The sequence below is a fragment of the Litorihabitans aurantiacus genome (genome assembly GCF_030161595.1).
In the GTDB taxonomy this organism is placed as follows: Bacteria; Actinomycetota; Actinomycetes; order Actinomycetales; family Beutenbergiaceae; genus Litorihabitans; species Litorihabitans aurantiacus.
Window position 1 is genome coordinate 2392155 of the sequence record NZ_BSUM01000001.1, and the last position, 14666, is coordinate 2406820.

The following is a 14666-nucleotide window of genomic DNA, read 5'->3' on the forward strand; positions in this document are numbered from 1 at the left end:
GCGCCCGATCGCGGCGGGGCCCCAGCCGGCGTCGTCGATGCGCGCACCGGGTTCGCACTGGCCGGACGTCGCGGCGGCGGCCGTGGCGAGTGGTGTGCCGGTGCCGGAGGGAGCGGGCAGCACCGGCGCGAGCGCCAGCACCGCCGTCAGGGCCGCCGTCGCGCCCCCGGCGGCCGCACGGGCGGCCGCCCGCCTCACGAGCCCTCGCCGGCCGCCGCCTCGGCCGGCGCCGGCACCTCGGTGCGCGAGCGCTCGGCGGCGTCGATCGACAGCGTGGGTCCGGAGACGAACAGGTCGCCCCAGGCGTAGGGCACGGTCACGGGCGCCGCGGCGGCGTCGCCGGTGGCCGGGAACAGCCGCGCGACCGCCTCCTCGCGCGTGTTCGCGCCGGCCGACTCGATCGCGTACGCGAACCCGTTCTCGTCCACGAACCGCACCGGGCCCGACGTCGTGTCCGCCTCGGCCGCGAACAGCGCGAGCGCGCCGCCGCCCGCGTCGACGTCGACACCCGCGGTCGGGGCGACGTCACCCGCGACGACCTGCGAACCGAAGCCCGCGACGTCGAGCTGCGCGCAGGTGGCCTCGTCCGACCCGACCACCGGTGCGATCTGGGTGGGCCAGTCGGCCGGGAACGGGCTCTGGTCCGCGGGCACCTCCTCGACACCCGCGAGGTCGTTCGCGGAGACGGACACCTCGACGCCGCCGCCCGCACCCGTGCGGTAGATCGCCGCCGTGAAGGGGTCGAGGCGCGCGAGGCGCCCGTCGGCGAGCGCGACGTACTCCTGGCCCGTGCCCTGACGCTGCACGACCGTGCCGACGGAGACCTCCGGCACCTGGCCGAGGGCTCCCGCCGGCGTCGTCCCGAGACCCTCGGGGACGAACGGCTGCAGGGCGGTGCCGGGGGTCAGGAGCGCCAGCCACTCCTGCAGCGCGGGGCGCGGCGACTCGGGGGTGAAGCCCAGCTCGCGCACGATGCCGGCGCTCTGGGGCGACTCCGCGACGAGGTAGGAGCGCATCCCCTGCACCAGGTGCAGCTCGCCACCGACGATCACGAGTCCCGCGACGGGCGGCGCGGCGTCCGGTACGGCGGCGTCGGGCGTAGCGGCGGGTGCGCCGTCGGCAGCCACCGGCGCGGCGATGCGCGTGCGCGTGCCGCCGTCCTGCGCGAGGCACGCGGTCCAGCCGTCCTCGACGAGACGGCCGGGTTCGGGCAGGTTGTCGGGGGCCCCCACGATCCCCGCGGGCGGCAGCACCTCGACGTCGGCCACGAGGTTCGCGCCGACCGTGTGGATGGGGGCGTCCGCCGGGACCAGCAGGCGCGCGCTGGCCATGTTGATCACGGGGACGAGCCGGCCGTCGTCGGTGACGTAGCGCGCCGCGTTGTCGCGCACGACCATGATGCTGCCGTTCTCCCAGCCGTCCGGGAGGCCGCGGCCGAGCAGCCCGCTGACGAGTCCGCCCACGACCACCAGGACCGCGATCACGACGCCCGCGACCACCCCGCGCACCGGCGAGGTGGGCTCCAGCTCGCGACCGCCCGGGGCACCCGAGACGAAGGCGGTCAGCAGGCGTCGGCGGCTGAACGACTGGGCCTCGACGAGCTCCTTCTTCGAGGCCACTCAGACCACCGCCGTCACGGCGGCCACGGTGGTCACGGCACGGCCCCGGCGGCCACCACCGCGAGCGGCGGCAGCGCGATCAGCAGCGCGAGCTGGGCGACGTCGCCCAGCCGCGCCAGGCGCAGCTGCCGCCCCGTCACGAGCAGGGCGCTGGTCACGACGGCGAAGGCCACCGCCAGCAGCACCACGACGAGCGCGGGGCGCCAGTCGGGCCGCGCGAGCGCCGCGGTGAGGATGGCCAGCAGCACGCCGGCCGCCCCGGTCGCGGTGACGACGGCGACGTCCCACCGCGCGCGCGACTCGCGCACCGTCAGGAGCAGGGCACCGAAGGCGACGACGGCGAGCAGCAGCCCGGCGACGCCGGTCGCGGCCACGCCGGGGGTGAGGGCGACGAGCGCGACGCCGGCACCGGCCCGCATCGCGATCTGGAGCCGCTGCCCGTCGATCGCCTGCTCGCGGACCGCGGCGACGTCGACCGGGGGCACGTCGGCGAGGATCTCGCGGTCGTCGCGCGGGGTGACCACGCGCAGCGGCGTCGCCGCGAGCGCGAGCCACGGGACCCCGACGAGCACGCACGCGAGCACGGCGAAGGTCACGATGGTCACGACCGGAGCGAGCCCGGCCCCCTGCCAGGCGGTGACGGCGCCGACCGCGAGTGCGCTCGTCCCCGCGATCCCGGGGGCGACCATCTCGCGCCGCACCCCCGGCGCGAGGGCCGCGAGGAGGCCGGCGACGACGACCGTGGCGCCGCCGCCGGCGGCGAGCGCGAGCGCTGCACCGCCCGTCGCGAGAGCGGCCGGCCCGTCCAGTCCGAGGAACGCCGCGAGCGCGGCGAGGATCGAGGCGACGATGCCGATCGTCATGCCCGCGGTGCGCGGGGCCGCGGTGCGGTCGAGCACGACGGCGGTCACGAGCGCCAGCAGCGCACCGGCTCCCCCGAGGCTCGCCGCGAGCGCGGGCCCGAGGCCGCTGGTGGCCAGCACGGCGCCGCCGGCCAGCAGGAAGACGGACGCGACGCCGACGGCGGCGCGTGAGGCGTCCTGCGGGCTCCACGGCTCGCTGCCGGACTCGATCACGTCGGCGACGGCCTCCACGACGTCGTCGTAGCGCGAGGCCCCGGCGCGCGCCTGCGCGGGCGCCAGGGTGAGCACGGCACCCTCGAGCACACCGGCCCCGGCGAGGGTGGTCTCGCCGCCGAGGCGGCGCCCCTGGGCGGTGACCAGCTCCAGGCCGGTGTGCGCGGAGGTGACCTCCAGCGCACCCAGGGTGCGGGCGAGCCCGGGCAGCACCTCGACCAGCGCGACCTCGGCCGGGAGCGTCAGGTCGGTGCGTCGGGGGCCGGCGCAGACGGTCACGCGCACGAGGCCGCCGGCCCCGACGGTCGCTCCGTCGGCGGCGTCGGTGCCGCGACCTCCCCGGGGGCGGGGGCGACCGCCGCGTCGGAGGGTCGCGACGCGGGTGCGGGGAGCGTCATGGGGCGGCGTGCTCCTTCTGGTGCACCGGGTTCTGCTGGGGCGGGGTCAGGCTTCGCCCAGCATAGGTGCCCCGGACGCCGTCGGACGCGGCTGTTCCGTCCGACGCGGGGCCGTGGCGCGGGAGCCGCGCCACGGCCGTCGCGCTCAGGAGACCGAGACGCTCCAGGTGACGCCGAAGCGGTCGGTGAGCATCCCGAAGCCGGCGCTCCAGCTGGACGCGGCGAGCGGTTCGACGACGTTCGCGTCCACGGCGAGCCCGTCCCAGTACCCCTGCAGCTCCTCCAGGCTGTCCGACCCGATCGAGACGAACAGCGCCTGCTCCGTGACCGTGGTGTGGTTCTCGCGGCGCGTGGCGCCTCCCCCGACGAGACCCCCGTCGGTGGCCCCGGGGACGTCGTAACCCATCACGCGGAACCCGTCGGCGCCCGCCACGAGACCGAACACGATCTTGTCCGAGCCCGGGACCTCGGCGGGCATGCCGACCTCCGCGTAGGTGGTGAGCACGAGGTGGCCGCCGAAGACCGAGTGGTAGAACTCGAGCGCCTCCCGAGCGTCGCCGCGGAAGTTCAGGTGGGTGGTCGTCTGGATGGTCATCGCTGCTCCTGTAGGTGAGTGGTGGGCCCCTCGGCCCGTGACGCCAACGATCCACCTCGAATAGGTCTGTTTCTGTCCTAGATCCCGACTAGGTTCGACGACGTGACGACGACGGCCCGCCTCCTCAACCTGCTGTCACTGCTGCAGACCCGTCGCGACTGGCCGGGGTCGCTCCTGGCCGCGCGGCTGGAGGTCACCGACCGCACGGTCCGCCGGGACGTCGAGCGCCTGCGCGAGATGGGCTACCGCATCGACGCGACCCTGGGTCCCGACGGCGGGTACCGGCTCGCGTCGGGCACCGAGCTGCCCCCGCTCCTCCTCGACGACGCCCAGGTCGTCGCCGTCGCCATCGCCCTGCGGACCGCGACCGTCGTCGGGGCCGACCTCGACGAACCGGCCGCCCGGGCGCTGGCCACCATCCGGCAGGTGATGCCGTCGCGGCTGCGCCACCGGCTCGACGCGCTCGAGATCGTCGCCGTCGCCAGGCGGCCGGGTGGTGCCGCGCCGACGACGGTGCCGGTCGAGCTGCTGGTCGAGCTCGCGGGGGCGATCCGCGACCGCGCGGTGCTGCGGTTCGACTACGCGCCCCGTCGGCCGGTGCCCGACGACGACCCCCCGCCGCCTCGCCGGGTCGAGCCCCACCACCTCGCCAACGCCCAGGGACGCTGGTACCTCGTGGCCTGGGACCTCGAGCGTGCGGACTGGCGGCTCTTCAGCGTCGAGCGGATCACGCCGCGCACCCCCACGGGTCCGCGGTTCGCCCCGCGCGAGGTGCCCGGCGGCGACGTCGAGGAGTTCGTCGAGGCACGGTTCAAGGGCTCCGACGTGAACGCGTGGGCCTGCCGGGGTTCAGTGATCCTCGACCTGCCGATCGACGCGGTCCTGCCCTTCGTCGGCGACGGGACCGCGCGCGAGGCCGGACCGGATCGGACGATCCTCGAGTCCGGGTCGTGGTCGTGGGTATCGCTCGCCGCCGCGATCGGCCGTTTCGAGGTGGCTACGGAGGTCATCGGCCCGCCCGAGCTGCGCGAGGCCTTCGCGACGCTCGCCGGACGCTTCGCGGCGACCGCCGGGGGAAGCATGGGGACAACTCCCCATCGCCATTCCGACCCGGGCCGCCGTAGTGTCCTGGACATGCCACCGATCGGTGGCGCCCCCTGCACCGCCGGGCCCCCGAGCCCCCGAGAGAAGGAGTGTGACGCGATGCCCAACGACGGCTTTTCCGCAGAAGAAGGTGCGCTGCTCGCCGGAGCCGGTCACGTCGACACCGCCCGCGAGACCCTGACCACCGAGATCGGCCAGCTGCGCAGCCGCCTGACGCAGCTCGAGGGCGCCTGGGTCGGTGAGGGTGCCGGAGCGTTCCGCACCCTCATCGACTCGTGGGAGCAGAAGGCGACCCGCCTCACCAACGTGCTCGACGTCTTCAAGTCGAACCTCACCGGGACCGACGCCGCCTACGGCCAGAGCGACACCGACGCCGGTGCCGCGCTGAACCAGTACACCCAGAGCCTCGGCTGAGGAAGGACGCCACCATGACCGGACGCATCAAGATCTCGCTCGCCGCCCTCGACAACGCCTCGACGGACCTCCGCACGGGCGCCACCAACATCAGCACGGCGCTGTCGGACCTGGACACCCAGCTGCAGATCCTCCAGTCCGACTGGGACGGCGACGCGCAGCTCGCCTACGCCGAGGCGAAGGCCGGCTGGTCGAAGGCCTACGACGAGATGAAGACGCTGCTCGACCAGGTCGGCCTCACGGTCGCCGCGAGCCGCGACAGCTACGACGACACCAACCAGTCCGCACGGCGCGCCTGGCAGTGACGCTCCTCGCGGGGCGGTCGCGCCGGACCACGGCTCCCACCGTGGTCCGGCGCGTGCCGCCTCGTCCGGACCGTCCGGGACCACCGGCGCCGCGACCCCCCACCGCAGAGACGAGACAGGCATGAGCGACCTCACCGTCGACGACGCGATCGTCGACAACCACGTGACCGTCATGGAGAGCTGCTCCGACGAGCTGCGACGCGACGAGCAGAGCCTCGGCCTCGCGGCGGACCTGAACGAGCGCGAGCCGTACTCCACCACCGACCCCGGCGTGGGGCTCGAGACGGCGTTCAGCGACGCCCTCGAGAGCTACGAGGGCTCCCTCGCCGTCCTCGGCGACGAGCTGCTCGTCCTGGCGCGCATGCTGACGCAGCACGCGGGGCAGGCGAGCGAGATCGACACCGAGATCGCCGACCGGATGCGCGCCATCGCCGAGGGCGTCAGCCCCGGTGGCGGCGAGCCCGACCCCGCCACGCTGCCGCCGGCCCCCCGCTCCCCCGGCCCCTGCCGCCGGGCGGCGAGCTCCCGATCCGGCCCGGGCACCCGATCCGCACCCTTCCGGCGCCCGTCGAGCCGCTGCCCGTGGTCGACCGCCCCACCCCGATCGCACCTCAGCAGGAGCAGCGCGCATGAGCACGTCGGACCGCATCGGCGAGATCAGTGCCATGCCCGCCCGGTTCCGCGTGGGTGAGGTGACCGGCGCCCGCGCCGGCATCGACCGCGCCGCCGACCGTGGTGCGACCCGCGACGTGATCGAGCCACGCACCGACGAGGACTCCCGCCCCCGGCGCGCATTCGTCGTCGGCGCTGTCCGCGACCGCCTCGGCGAGGTCCACGAGCTGCGCGGCCGCAAGCGGCCCCGCCGTCGGGTCCGCCGCGCCCCGCGCGGACTGATGGACCTCGAGCTCGTCGCGAACGCCTACGTCGACCGTGCCGAGGTGCGCGCGGAGCAGCGCCAGTCGCTGCAGCGCAGCGCCGACGCGGTCCACGAGGTCGCGCAGCGCCTGCGCCGGCAGTCGGAGGAGCCGATGCTCGAGGGCATCCAGGGCGACCCGGCACGGATCGCCTACCTGACCCTCGCGCTCCACCTGCGCGACACGTCGGAGGCGATCAGCAGCTCCCTGGAGGGGCTCGAGGTCGCCGAGCAGGCGATGCAGGAGGCCTCCGAGGAGTTCCGCCGCATCGACGGCATCGAGCTGGCCCCGGGGCACCGCTCGCTCCTCGCGCTGGGCGACCCGATCGCGATCCCCGGCGTCGGCACCCTCGCGCCCGCCGCGGCCGAGAAGCACTGGCTCGGGGAGATCGGGGACCGCCAGCAGTCCTCCGCGCAGGCGGCCATGCGACGGTTCTCCTCCGAGATGGCCCGCGCGGCCGCGCTCATGCGCCCCGTCGACATCCCCGAGATCCGCTCGGGTCCCGAGACACCTGCGCCGACGCCGTCGACCGAGCCCGTCCCGGACGTCGCACCCGCCCAGGAGGCACCCGTCCCCGCGTCCCCGGCCACGGGTGGAGCCGCCGCCGGCGGCGCCGCGCTGGCCGGTGGTGCCGGGGCCGCCCGCGCCGCCGTCGCCCGTCGGTTCAGCGGCGGCGGAGCCGCCCGCACGGCAGCCGCGCGCGGACCCGCGACGCCGCAGGAGCGCTGGGTCTCGACGCGGCACGAGCACGACACCGGACCCGACGGGACCATGGCCCCGGCCGCGACCGGTTCGAGCGGCACAGCCGCGGCTCCCGCGGCTGCGGCCGGTTCCACAGGTGCAGCGGCCGCAGGGGCGGCTGCGGCGCCGATGACACCCGCCACGGGCTCGGGCGGTCAGGAGGAGGAGTCCGGGACGGCGATCGTCCGCACCTCCCAGCAGGACGACGAGGCCGCGGCCGCCGTCGTCGCCTCCTCGACCGCCACGACCGGCGGGCGCGGGCGCATCGAGGCGGCGCCCGCGGAGTCCGAGGACTGGTGAACCCGCGCGGCGGCAGCCGTGCGCCGCTCGTCGTTCAGGACAGCGAGACCCTGAGCCGGACCTGACCCAGCTCCAGCACCGCGCCGTCGACGAGCCGCACCGGGGCGCCCTGGCCCAGCGGGGTCACCGCGCCGGTCGGGGCGACCAGACGCGTGCCGTTCGCCGACCCGGCGTCCTCGACCCAGGCGGCGCCGTCGGCCACGCGCACGCGGACGTGCGTGCGCGAGAGCGAGCGCGCGACGTCGGCGATCTCGACGATCTGGACAGCCGGGTCCTCCGACCGCGGGCGTCGGCCGACGACGGCGGAGCCCGCCACCGTGTGCCGCACGCCGTCGGCGGTGGTCAGGACCACGCGCGAGACGGGTGCCGCCGCCCCCGGCACACGGGAGATGGGCGCCGAGGCGCTCGACGACGGGGCGGCCGACGACGGGGCGCTCGGCTTCGGGGCGCTCGGCGTCGACGCACCGGTCGACGCGGTCGGCCGAGCCGGCACCACGGGCGCCGTCGTGCGCGGTGTCGCCGCGGGGGCCGTCGGAGGCGGTGTCGCCGCGGGAGCCGTGGGCCTCGGTGCCGGTGCGGCGGGCGCCGGCGCCTGAGCGGTCGACGCCGGCTGCGGCGCCGCGTCGGGGCGCGGCGGCACCGCGGGACGCGGGCGCCCGGCGGCGGCGTCGCGCATCGCCCGGAACTCCCGCATCGAGATCGAGTCGGACCCGACGGCGACGTCGAGCAGCTCCGGCGGGCGCCACGGGGCGCGCGCCGCCGGTGCGGCCGAGGGCCAGGCGGGGGCCGCCGCCGCGACGGGCTGAGCCGGCACCGGCGGGACCGCCGGCACGGCGGGCGACGTCGCGGGCGCCGACGACACGCCCCGACCGGACCGCGACGACGCGGGGCGGAGCGTGACGACGTCGGTCCCCGCGACGCGGTCGTGCCACGCGCGGGTGCGACCCGAGGCCGCCAGCAGCGCGATCTGACCGAGGCCGGCGCCCAGGTGGGCGAGGCCGAACAGGGACGCACGCACGGCCTCGCGGCGCAGACCGGGGGCGTGGTCGTCGCCGGCGGTGGTGGCGCGCGTCGCCGTCGCCGCCTTGCCCGGGGTGAGGCCGGTGCGGGCCTCGACCACGGCGATCACCAGGGCGGCCTCGAGCGCCAGGACGACGCCGAGGACGACGCCGTGCAGGAGCCAGCCGGCCACGCCCAGCACGGCGACGACCGCGAGGTCGATGCCGTAGGCGGCCAGCCGTGGGCCGACGCCGGCGCGGCTGAGCGCCGGTGCAGAGAGCGTCGTCACGGGCCCGGCGGTGAGCGCCCCCGGTCCCACGGGGCGCGCGGGGCTCACGGTGGTGCCGGGGCGGGGCGGGACGGCCATCACCCGGACGCTAACAGACGCAGCCAGGCCAGCACCCCGGCGGCCAGCAGCCCGAGCGACGGTGCGAACGCCACGGCCAGCGACTCGAGGGCGTCCGTGACGCGCGAGGCACGGACGGACCGCCAGCCCCGCCCGAGGGCGAACGCTGTCGCCACGGTCAGCGCCGCCGCGACCAGGACGAGGGCCGCGGGGAGCGCCCCGGCGTCGAGCACGCGCGCGAACCAGGCCACCGTGAGGACCGCCGTCACACCGGCGGCGAGCCGCGGCCCGAGCCGGGCTGCCGCGAGCCGCTCGCCGCGGGGGATGGCGACGAGGGCACCCGCGACGGCCACACCGAGCGCGCCGGTGGCCCACAGCTGCACCGCGGCCGGCCAGCCCTCCCCCGTCGGGAGCGGCGCGAGCAGCACCACGGGGGCCAGCAGCGTCACGACCACCCCGAGCAGCACGGCGGCGGCGCCCCGGCGCGCCTGCGCCGTCGCGACCGACCGCTCGACGGTCCGGCCGCGCACGAACGGTGGGGAGACGACGGCGCGCTCGCGCACCGACGTCGCCGTCCGCTGGGCGGGGGCCAGGTCGAGCACGACGTGGTCGGGCACGTCGAGGCTGCGCGCGGGCAGGGCCCGCGCGACGATCGGCGCGAGCCCGAGCAGCACCGCGCACGCCGCCACGAGGCCGCTCTCGGTCACGACGGCGACGGCGCCGCTCACCGCGAGCGCGGTCGTGAAGGCGAGCAGCACGCCGGCGACGACGGCGGCGCGGCCGCCCCGCAGCCTCGCGTAGCGCACCGCGGTGGCCGCCGCGGCCGCGAGGAGAGCCACCACGAGCGGGACCAGCAGAGGAGAGACCGCGGGGTCACCCACGAGGTCGGCGGGGACGGCGATCAGGCCCGCCGCCGCCCCGCAGGCCCACGCGGCCGTCGTCGTCGCCGTCGCCGACCGCCCTCGGGTCGGGCCGGCCAGCGCGAGCACGAGCGCCAGCGCCCCGGCGAGGAGCGCGCAGACCAGGGTCAGGGTCGAGGGCGAGGCGACGTCCGCTCGCGAGCTCCCGGGCCCGACCAGGTCGGCCGCGCGGACGAGCGCGAGCCCGGCGGCCGCGCCGGCCACGGTCCACAGCGCCGCCGCGCGCCCGGGGGCGTCACCGCCGCGGCCGCCCGCCTGCGCGCGGTCGCGCTCGTCGTCGTCGCGATCGGGGTCGTCACGGTCCTCGCGGCGCTCGCGTCCCGGCCGGTCCGAGCGCCCGCCCGCCGGGCTCGTCCCGACGACGAGGACCTCGCCGCCCGCGAGGCGCTCCAGGTCGTCGTCGGCGTGCAGCACGAGACCGCCGGAGGTCAGCAGGGCGGCCCCCGGAGGGAGGTCGACGGCGCGCAGGAGATCGGCCACCGTGACGGCGCCCGCGAGCACCACGTCGCGCCGACCCGTGGGCGTGAGCACGGAGTAGGTGGTGACGGCGTCGGCGGGGGACGGGCTCGTGGACGTGGTCGCCATGCCCTCACCTCCGCCGGACGTCGCCCGCACGGGCAGGATCACGGTGAAGTCTAGGTCGGCAACTACGCTGGGGAGGCCATCGAACCGGCGCCGGGAGGACCAGGATGAGCGTGGAGACGGGCCGGGTCGAGGCCCCGCCGGTGCCGACCGGGACGATCGAGGTCCAGGCGCCGCCGGACCTGGTCAAGCCGGAGGGCGGCAACAACGCCGCGATGACGATCATGCCCGTGATGGGCAGCGTCGGTTCCATCGCGGTGATCACGCTCGGCGCGACCGGTGGCGGGGGTGTCTCCACCACGCGCATCATGATGGGCGCCGCCATCCTCGTGGCCTCGATCGGCTTCGTCGTGGTCAACCTGATCCGTCAGCGCTCGATGCACAAGGCGGCCGTGACGGGGGCGCGCCGGGAGTACCTGTCCTACCTCGCCGGGCTGCGGGAGGACGTCCGGGCGGCCGCCGGGCGGCAGCGCGTGGGCTCCGAGTGGCACATGCCGCGGCCGGAGGCGCTGGCGCTGCTGGCCGAAGAGGGCACCCGGGTGTGGGAGCGGCGGGCGGGCGATCCCGATCTGCTGCACGTGCGGGTCGGCACCGCCCAGGCCCCGCTGTCGGTGAGCATCGAGGAGGCCGAACCGGAGCCGAACGCCCAGCCCGACCCCGTCGCCGCGAGCGCCGCCCACCGCTTCGTCACCACCCACTCGGTGCAGACCGACCTGCCCTCGCGCATCGACCTCACCTCCACCTCGCGCGTCGAGGTCGCGGGTGAGGACGAGGCGGCCCGCGCGCTCGCCCGCGCGATGCTGTGCCACCTCGCGACGTTCGCCTCCCCCGCGGAGCTGCGGATCGCCGTCGTGGCCTCGCCCGAGAACCTGGTGCACTGGGAGTGGGCGAAGTGGCTGCCGCACGCGTGGTCGCCGAGCCGGACCGACGGCGCCGGGCACGTGCGCGTGATCGGGAGCGACGCCGAGGAGCTGCTCCGCATGCTGCCGCTGGGCGAGCGCGGCCCGTTCTCCATCGCGGCGGAGCAGGCGCTGCCGCACGTGATCGTCGTGACCGACGGCGCGCGCCTGCCGCGCACGCACGCCCTCGCCCGCGAGGACGGGCTGCAGGGCGTCACGGTGGTCGACCTGCCGCAGGAGTGGGGCGACATCGCCGACGTCCACCACACCCGGCTGCTGCTGCGCCCGAGGTCCGGTCGCGAGCAGGACGCCGCGCAGCACCTGAGCGTGGTGCGCTACGGCGTCGAGGCGCGCGAGGGCGAGGCCGACGCGCTCTCGCTCGTGGGCGCCGAGGCCGTCGCGCGGCGTCTCATCCGCGGCGGGCTGCCGACCGAGGACGACGGCGGGGCGCGCACCGTGACGTCGGCGGAGCTCGTGGACCTGCTCGGGCTGGGCGACGTGCGCGACTTCACGCCTCGCGAGGGGTGGCGGCCGCGCTCGCGGCGCGACCGGCTGCGCGTGCCGATCGGGATGACGAGCCACGGCGCCCCGCTGCACCTGGACATCAAGGAGTCGGCCGAGGAGGGCATGGGTCCGCACGGCCTGATCATCGGCGCCACCGGGTCGGGCAAGTCGGAGGTGCTGCGCACGCTGGTGCTGGCGCTCGCGATGACGCACTCCTCGGAGGACCTGAACTTCGTGCTCGTCGACTTCAAGGGTGGCGCGACGTTCGCGGGGATGGCGGACATGCCGCACGTCTCGGCGATCATCACGAACCTCGGCGAGGAGCTCTCGCTGGTCGACCGCATGCAGGACGCGCTGCAGGGCGAGATGACGCGGCGGCAGGAGCTGCTGCGCTCGGCGGGGAACTTCACGAACGTCGGCGAGTACACCAAGGCCCGCCTCGGCGGTCGCACGGACCTGCCGCCGCTGCCGGCGCTGCTGATCGTGTGCGACGAGTTCTCCGAGCTCCTCTCCGCCAAGCCCGAGTTCACGGACCTGTTCGTGGCGATCGGGCGCCTCGGGCGCTCGCTCCAGATGCACCTCCTGCTCTCCAGCCAGCGACTGGAGGAGGGCCGGCTGCGCGGGCTCGAGTCGCACCTGTCCTACCGGATCGGTCTGCGCACGTTCTCCTCGGCCGAGTCGCGCACCGTGCTGGGTGTGCCGGACGCGTACACGCTGCCGTCGATCCCCGGCGTCGGCTACCTCAAGCCCGACACCACCTCGCTCATCCAGTTCCGGGCGGCCTACGTCTCGGGTCCGCCGCCGCGCCGCCGGCGCCGCCGCCGACGCTCCTCCGGCGACGTGCGGCTGACGCCGTTCACGGCCGCCCCGGTGCAGGCGCCCGCGCAGGTCGTCGAGGCCGAACCGGAGCCGCAGGGCGATCCCGACGACGGCCGCGCGACGTTCGACATCGCGGTGCGGCGGATGAAGGACGGCGGTCCGCCGGCCCACCAGGTCTGGCTGCCCCCGCTCGAGGTGCCGCTGACGTTCGACGAGCTGGCGCCCGACCTCGTGGTGGAGCCCGGCCGCGGCCTGCACTCCCCGGGTGGCGCGCGGCGGGCGACATGGTGGTGCCGCTCGGTCTCGTGGACCGTCCGCTCGAGCAGCGTCGCGAGACGCTGACGATCACGCTCGGCGGTGCCGCCGGCCACGTCGGCGTCATCGGCGCCCCGCGCACGGGCAAGAGCACGATGCTGCGCTCGATCGTCACCGGCATCGCGCTGACGCACACCCCGCTCGAGGCGCACTTCTACGTGCTCGACTTCGGCGGCGGGACGTTCACCCCGTTCCGCGACCTGCCGCACGTGGCGAGCGTGACGGGCCGCAGCGAGCCCGACGTCGTGCGGCGCACGGTGGCCGAGGTGACGGCCCTGGTCAACGCGCGGGAGCAGTACTTCCGCGACAAGGGGATCGACACGGTCGAGACGTACCGCGCGCGGCGCAAGCCGGGCGACCCCTCCGGCGTCGACGACGGCTACGGCGACATCTTCCTCGTGGTGGACGGCTGGACGACGCTGCGCAACGAGTTCGACGACGTCGAGCCGCAGATCCAGGCGCTCGCCGGGCGCGGGCTGACCTTCGGTCTGCACGTGATGCTCGCGACGGGCCGCTGGATGGACGTGCGCTCGCAGATGAAGGACGCGATCGGCACGCGGCTCGAGCTGCGGCTGGGCGACGCGCTGGACTCCGAGGTGGACCGCAAGGTCGCGCAGCAGGTGCCGACCGACCGGCCGGGCCGCGGCCTGACCCCCGGCAAGCACCACTTCCTGTCGGCCCTCCCCCGCGTCGACGGCGACGCGAGCCCCCGCACGCTGGGCGACGGCGTGAGCGACCTGGTGCAGACGGTCGCCTCCGCGTGGGACGGCCCGCCCGGACCGAAGCTGCGCCTGCTGCCCGAGCTGGTCACGCTGGACGAGGTCCGCGCGCAGGCCGGGCCGGAGGAGACGCGGGTGCTGCTCGGCGTCGACGAGGCGGCGCTGGCCCCGCTGGCGCTCGACGTCGACGCGAACCCGCACGTCGTGCTGCTCGGTGACAGCGGGTCGGGGAAGTCCTCCTTCCTGCGCGGCGTCGTGTCCGAGGTGATGCGCACCCGCACACCGAAGCAGGCGCAGTTCGTGGCGCTCGACTACCGCCGCGCGCTCCTGGGCGAGATCCCGCAGGAGTACCTCAACACCTACGTGACGTCGCACGACGACGCGGTGGCGCAGCTCAAGGGGCTCGCCGAGTACCTGCGCACCCGGATGCCCGGTCCGGACGTCACGCCGGCCGAGCTGCGGGCGCGCTCGTGGTGGACCGGGGCCGAGGTGTTCGTGCTGGTGGACGACTACGACCTGGTGGCGACGTCGGCCGGCAACCCCCTGCAGGCGCTCGCACCGCTGTTCGCGCAGGCGTCCGACGTCGGGCTGCACGTGATCGTCACGCGGCGCGTGGGTGGCGCGAGCCGGGCGCTGTACGACCCGGTGCTGCAGCCGATGCGCGACCTCGCGGCGCCGGTGGTGCTGCTCTCGGGCAGCCCGGACGAGGGTGCGCTGATCGGTCGTCTCAAGGCGCGGGTCACGGTCCCGGGCCGCGCGACGATCGTGACGCGGGAGGCCGGGGCGCAGGTGGCCCAGCTCGCGTGGGTGCCGCCGCAGCACCCCTGATCGCCCCCGACGACGCGGAAGCCCCTGCTGCCCCTCCGCCCCCTCCCCCGCTGACCGACCACCCGGATCGACTGTTGCGCTGAGCACGGATTCCCCGTCGACCGTGACGCCGGGCACGGATAGGCCCGCCTATCCGTGCCCGCCGCAACACTCGATCCGGCCGCCGCCCGGAGCGGCGACTCCGGGGGCGTCCACGCCTGCGCTGTCGTCGACTGCTGCGTTCGACGCGGACAGCGCATCGACCGCTGCGCCGGACGCGGATAGCCGCG

11 protein-coding genes are annotated in these 14666 nt (G+C 76.2%); 6 read left to right on the forward strand and 5 right to left on the reverse strand.

Going from position 1 to position 14666, the window contains the following annotated elements:
- Window positions 1-194: 194 nt before the first annotated feature.
- From QQK22_RS11410 to QQK22_RS11420, 3 genes are all read right to left on the reverse strand, one after another.
- Window positions 195-1619 (reverse strand): type VII secretion protein EccB, encoded by a 1425-nt coding sequence (locus QQK22_RS11410; RefSeq protein ID WP_284251059.1) that lies wholly within the window; start codon window positions 1617-1619, stop codon window positions 195-197.
- A 32-nt stretch (window positions 1620-1651) separates the two neighbouring features.
- The gene (locus tag QQK22_RS11415; protein WP_284251060.1) at window positions 1652-2974 is read right to left on the reverse strand and encodes an EsaB/YukD family protein; all 1323 of its coding nucleotides are present in this window, start codon (window positions 2972-2974) and stop codon (window positions 1652-1654) included.
- Between the two features lie 264 nt (window positions 2975-3238).
- Window positions 3239-3688: a VOC family protein gene (locus tag QQK22_RS11420; RefSeq protein WP_284251061.1), complete on the reverse strand. Its 450-nt coding sequence runs from the start codon at window positions 3686-3688 to the stop codon at window positions 3239-3241.
- 102 nt (window positions 3689-3790) lie between these two features.
- Between QQK22_RS11420 and QQK22_RS11425 the strand changes: the two genes are divergently transcribed.
- The 4 genes from QQK22_RS11425 to QQK22_RS11445 all read left to right on the forward strand — a co-directional run bounded on the left by QQK22_RS11425 (window position 3791) and on the right by QQK22_RS11445 (window position 7466).
- Complete coding sequence (locus QQK22_RS11425; RefSeq protein WP_348525572.1) at window positions 3791-5206, forward strand: WYL domain-containing protein; 1416 nt, start codon at window positions 3791-3793, stop codon at window positions 5204-5206.
- Window positions 5207-5220: 14 nt separating this feature from the next.
- Window positions 5221-5511, forward strand: a complete 291-nt coding sequence (locus QQK22_RS11435) for a WXG100 family type VII secretion target (RefSeq protein WP_284251062.1) — start codon at window positions 5221-5223, stop codon at window positions 5509-5511.
- Between the two features lie 121 nt (window positions 5512-5632).
- A complete protein-coding gene (locus QQK22_RS11440; protein WP_284251063.1) occupies window positions 5633-6202 on the forward strand; it encodes a hypothetical protein in 570 nt (189 codons plus the stop codon).
- The gene (locus tag QQK22_RS11445) at window positions 6141-7466 is read left to right on the forward strand and encodes a hypothetical protein (protein WP_284251064.1); all 1326 of its coding nucleotides are present in this window, start codon (window positions 6141-6143) and stop codon (window positions 7464-7466) included. Before QQK22_RS11440 ends, QQK22_RS11445 begins: the two co-directional genes overlap by 62 nt.
- Before the next feature lie 34 nt (window positions 7467-7500).
- Here the strand turns inward: QQK22_RS11445 and QQK22_RS11450 are convergent, their stop codons facing one another.
- On the reverse strand, window positions 7501-8832 hold the full coding sequence (locus tag QQK22_RS11450) for an RDD family protein (protein ID WP_284251065.1): 1332 nt from the start codon (window positions 8830-8832) through the stop codon (window positions 7501-7503).
- The gene (locus QQK22_RS11455; RefSeq protein WP_284251066.1) at window positions 8832-10316 is read right to left on the reverse strand and encodes a hypothetical protein; all 1485 of its coding nucleotides are present in this window, start codon (window positions 10314-10316) and stop codon (window positions 8832-8834) included. The genes QQK22_RS11450 and QQK22_RS11455 overlap by 1 nt, the downstream gene beginning before the upstream one ends.
- 104 nt (window positions 10317-10420) lie before the next feature.
- Between QQK22_RS11455 and eccCa the strand changes: the two genes are divergently transcribed.
- The gene (gene eccCa / locus QQK22_RS11460; protein ID WP_284251067.1) at window positions 10421-12877 is read left to right on the forward strand and encodes a type VII secretion protein EccCa; all 2457 of its coding nucleotides are present in this window, start codon (window positions 10421-10423) and stop codon (window positions 12875-12877) included.
- Window positions 12820-14397: a type VII secretion protein EccCb gene (eccCb, locus tag QQK22_RS11465; RefSeq protein WP_284251068.1), complete on the forward strand. Its 1578-nt coding sequence runs from the start codon at window positions 12820-12822 to the stop codon at window positions 14395-14397. The genes eccCa and eccCb overlap by 58 nt, the downstream gene beginning before the upstream one ends.
- The last annotated feature ends 269 nt before the right edge of the window (window positions 14398-14666 follow it).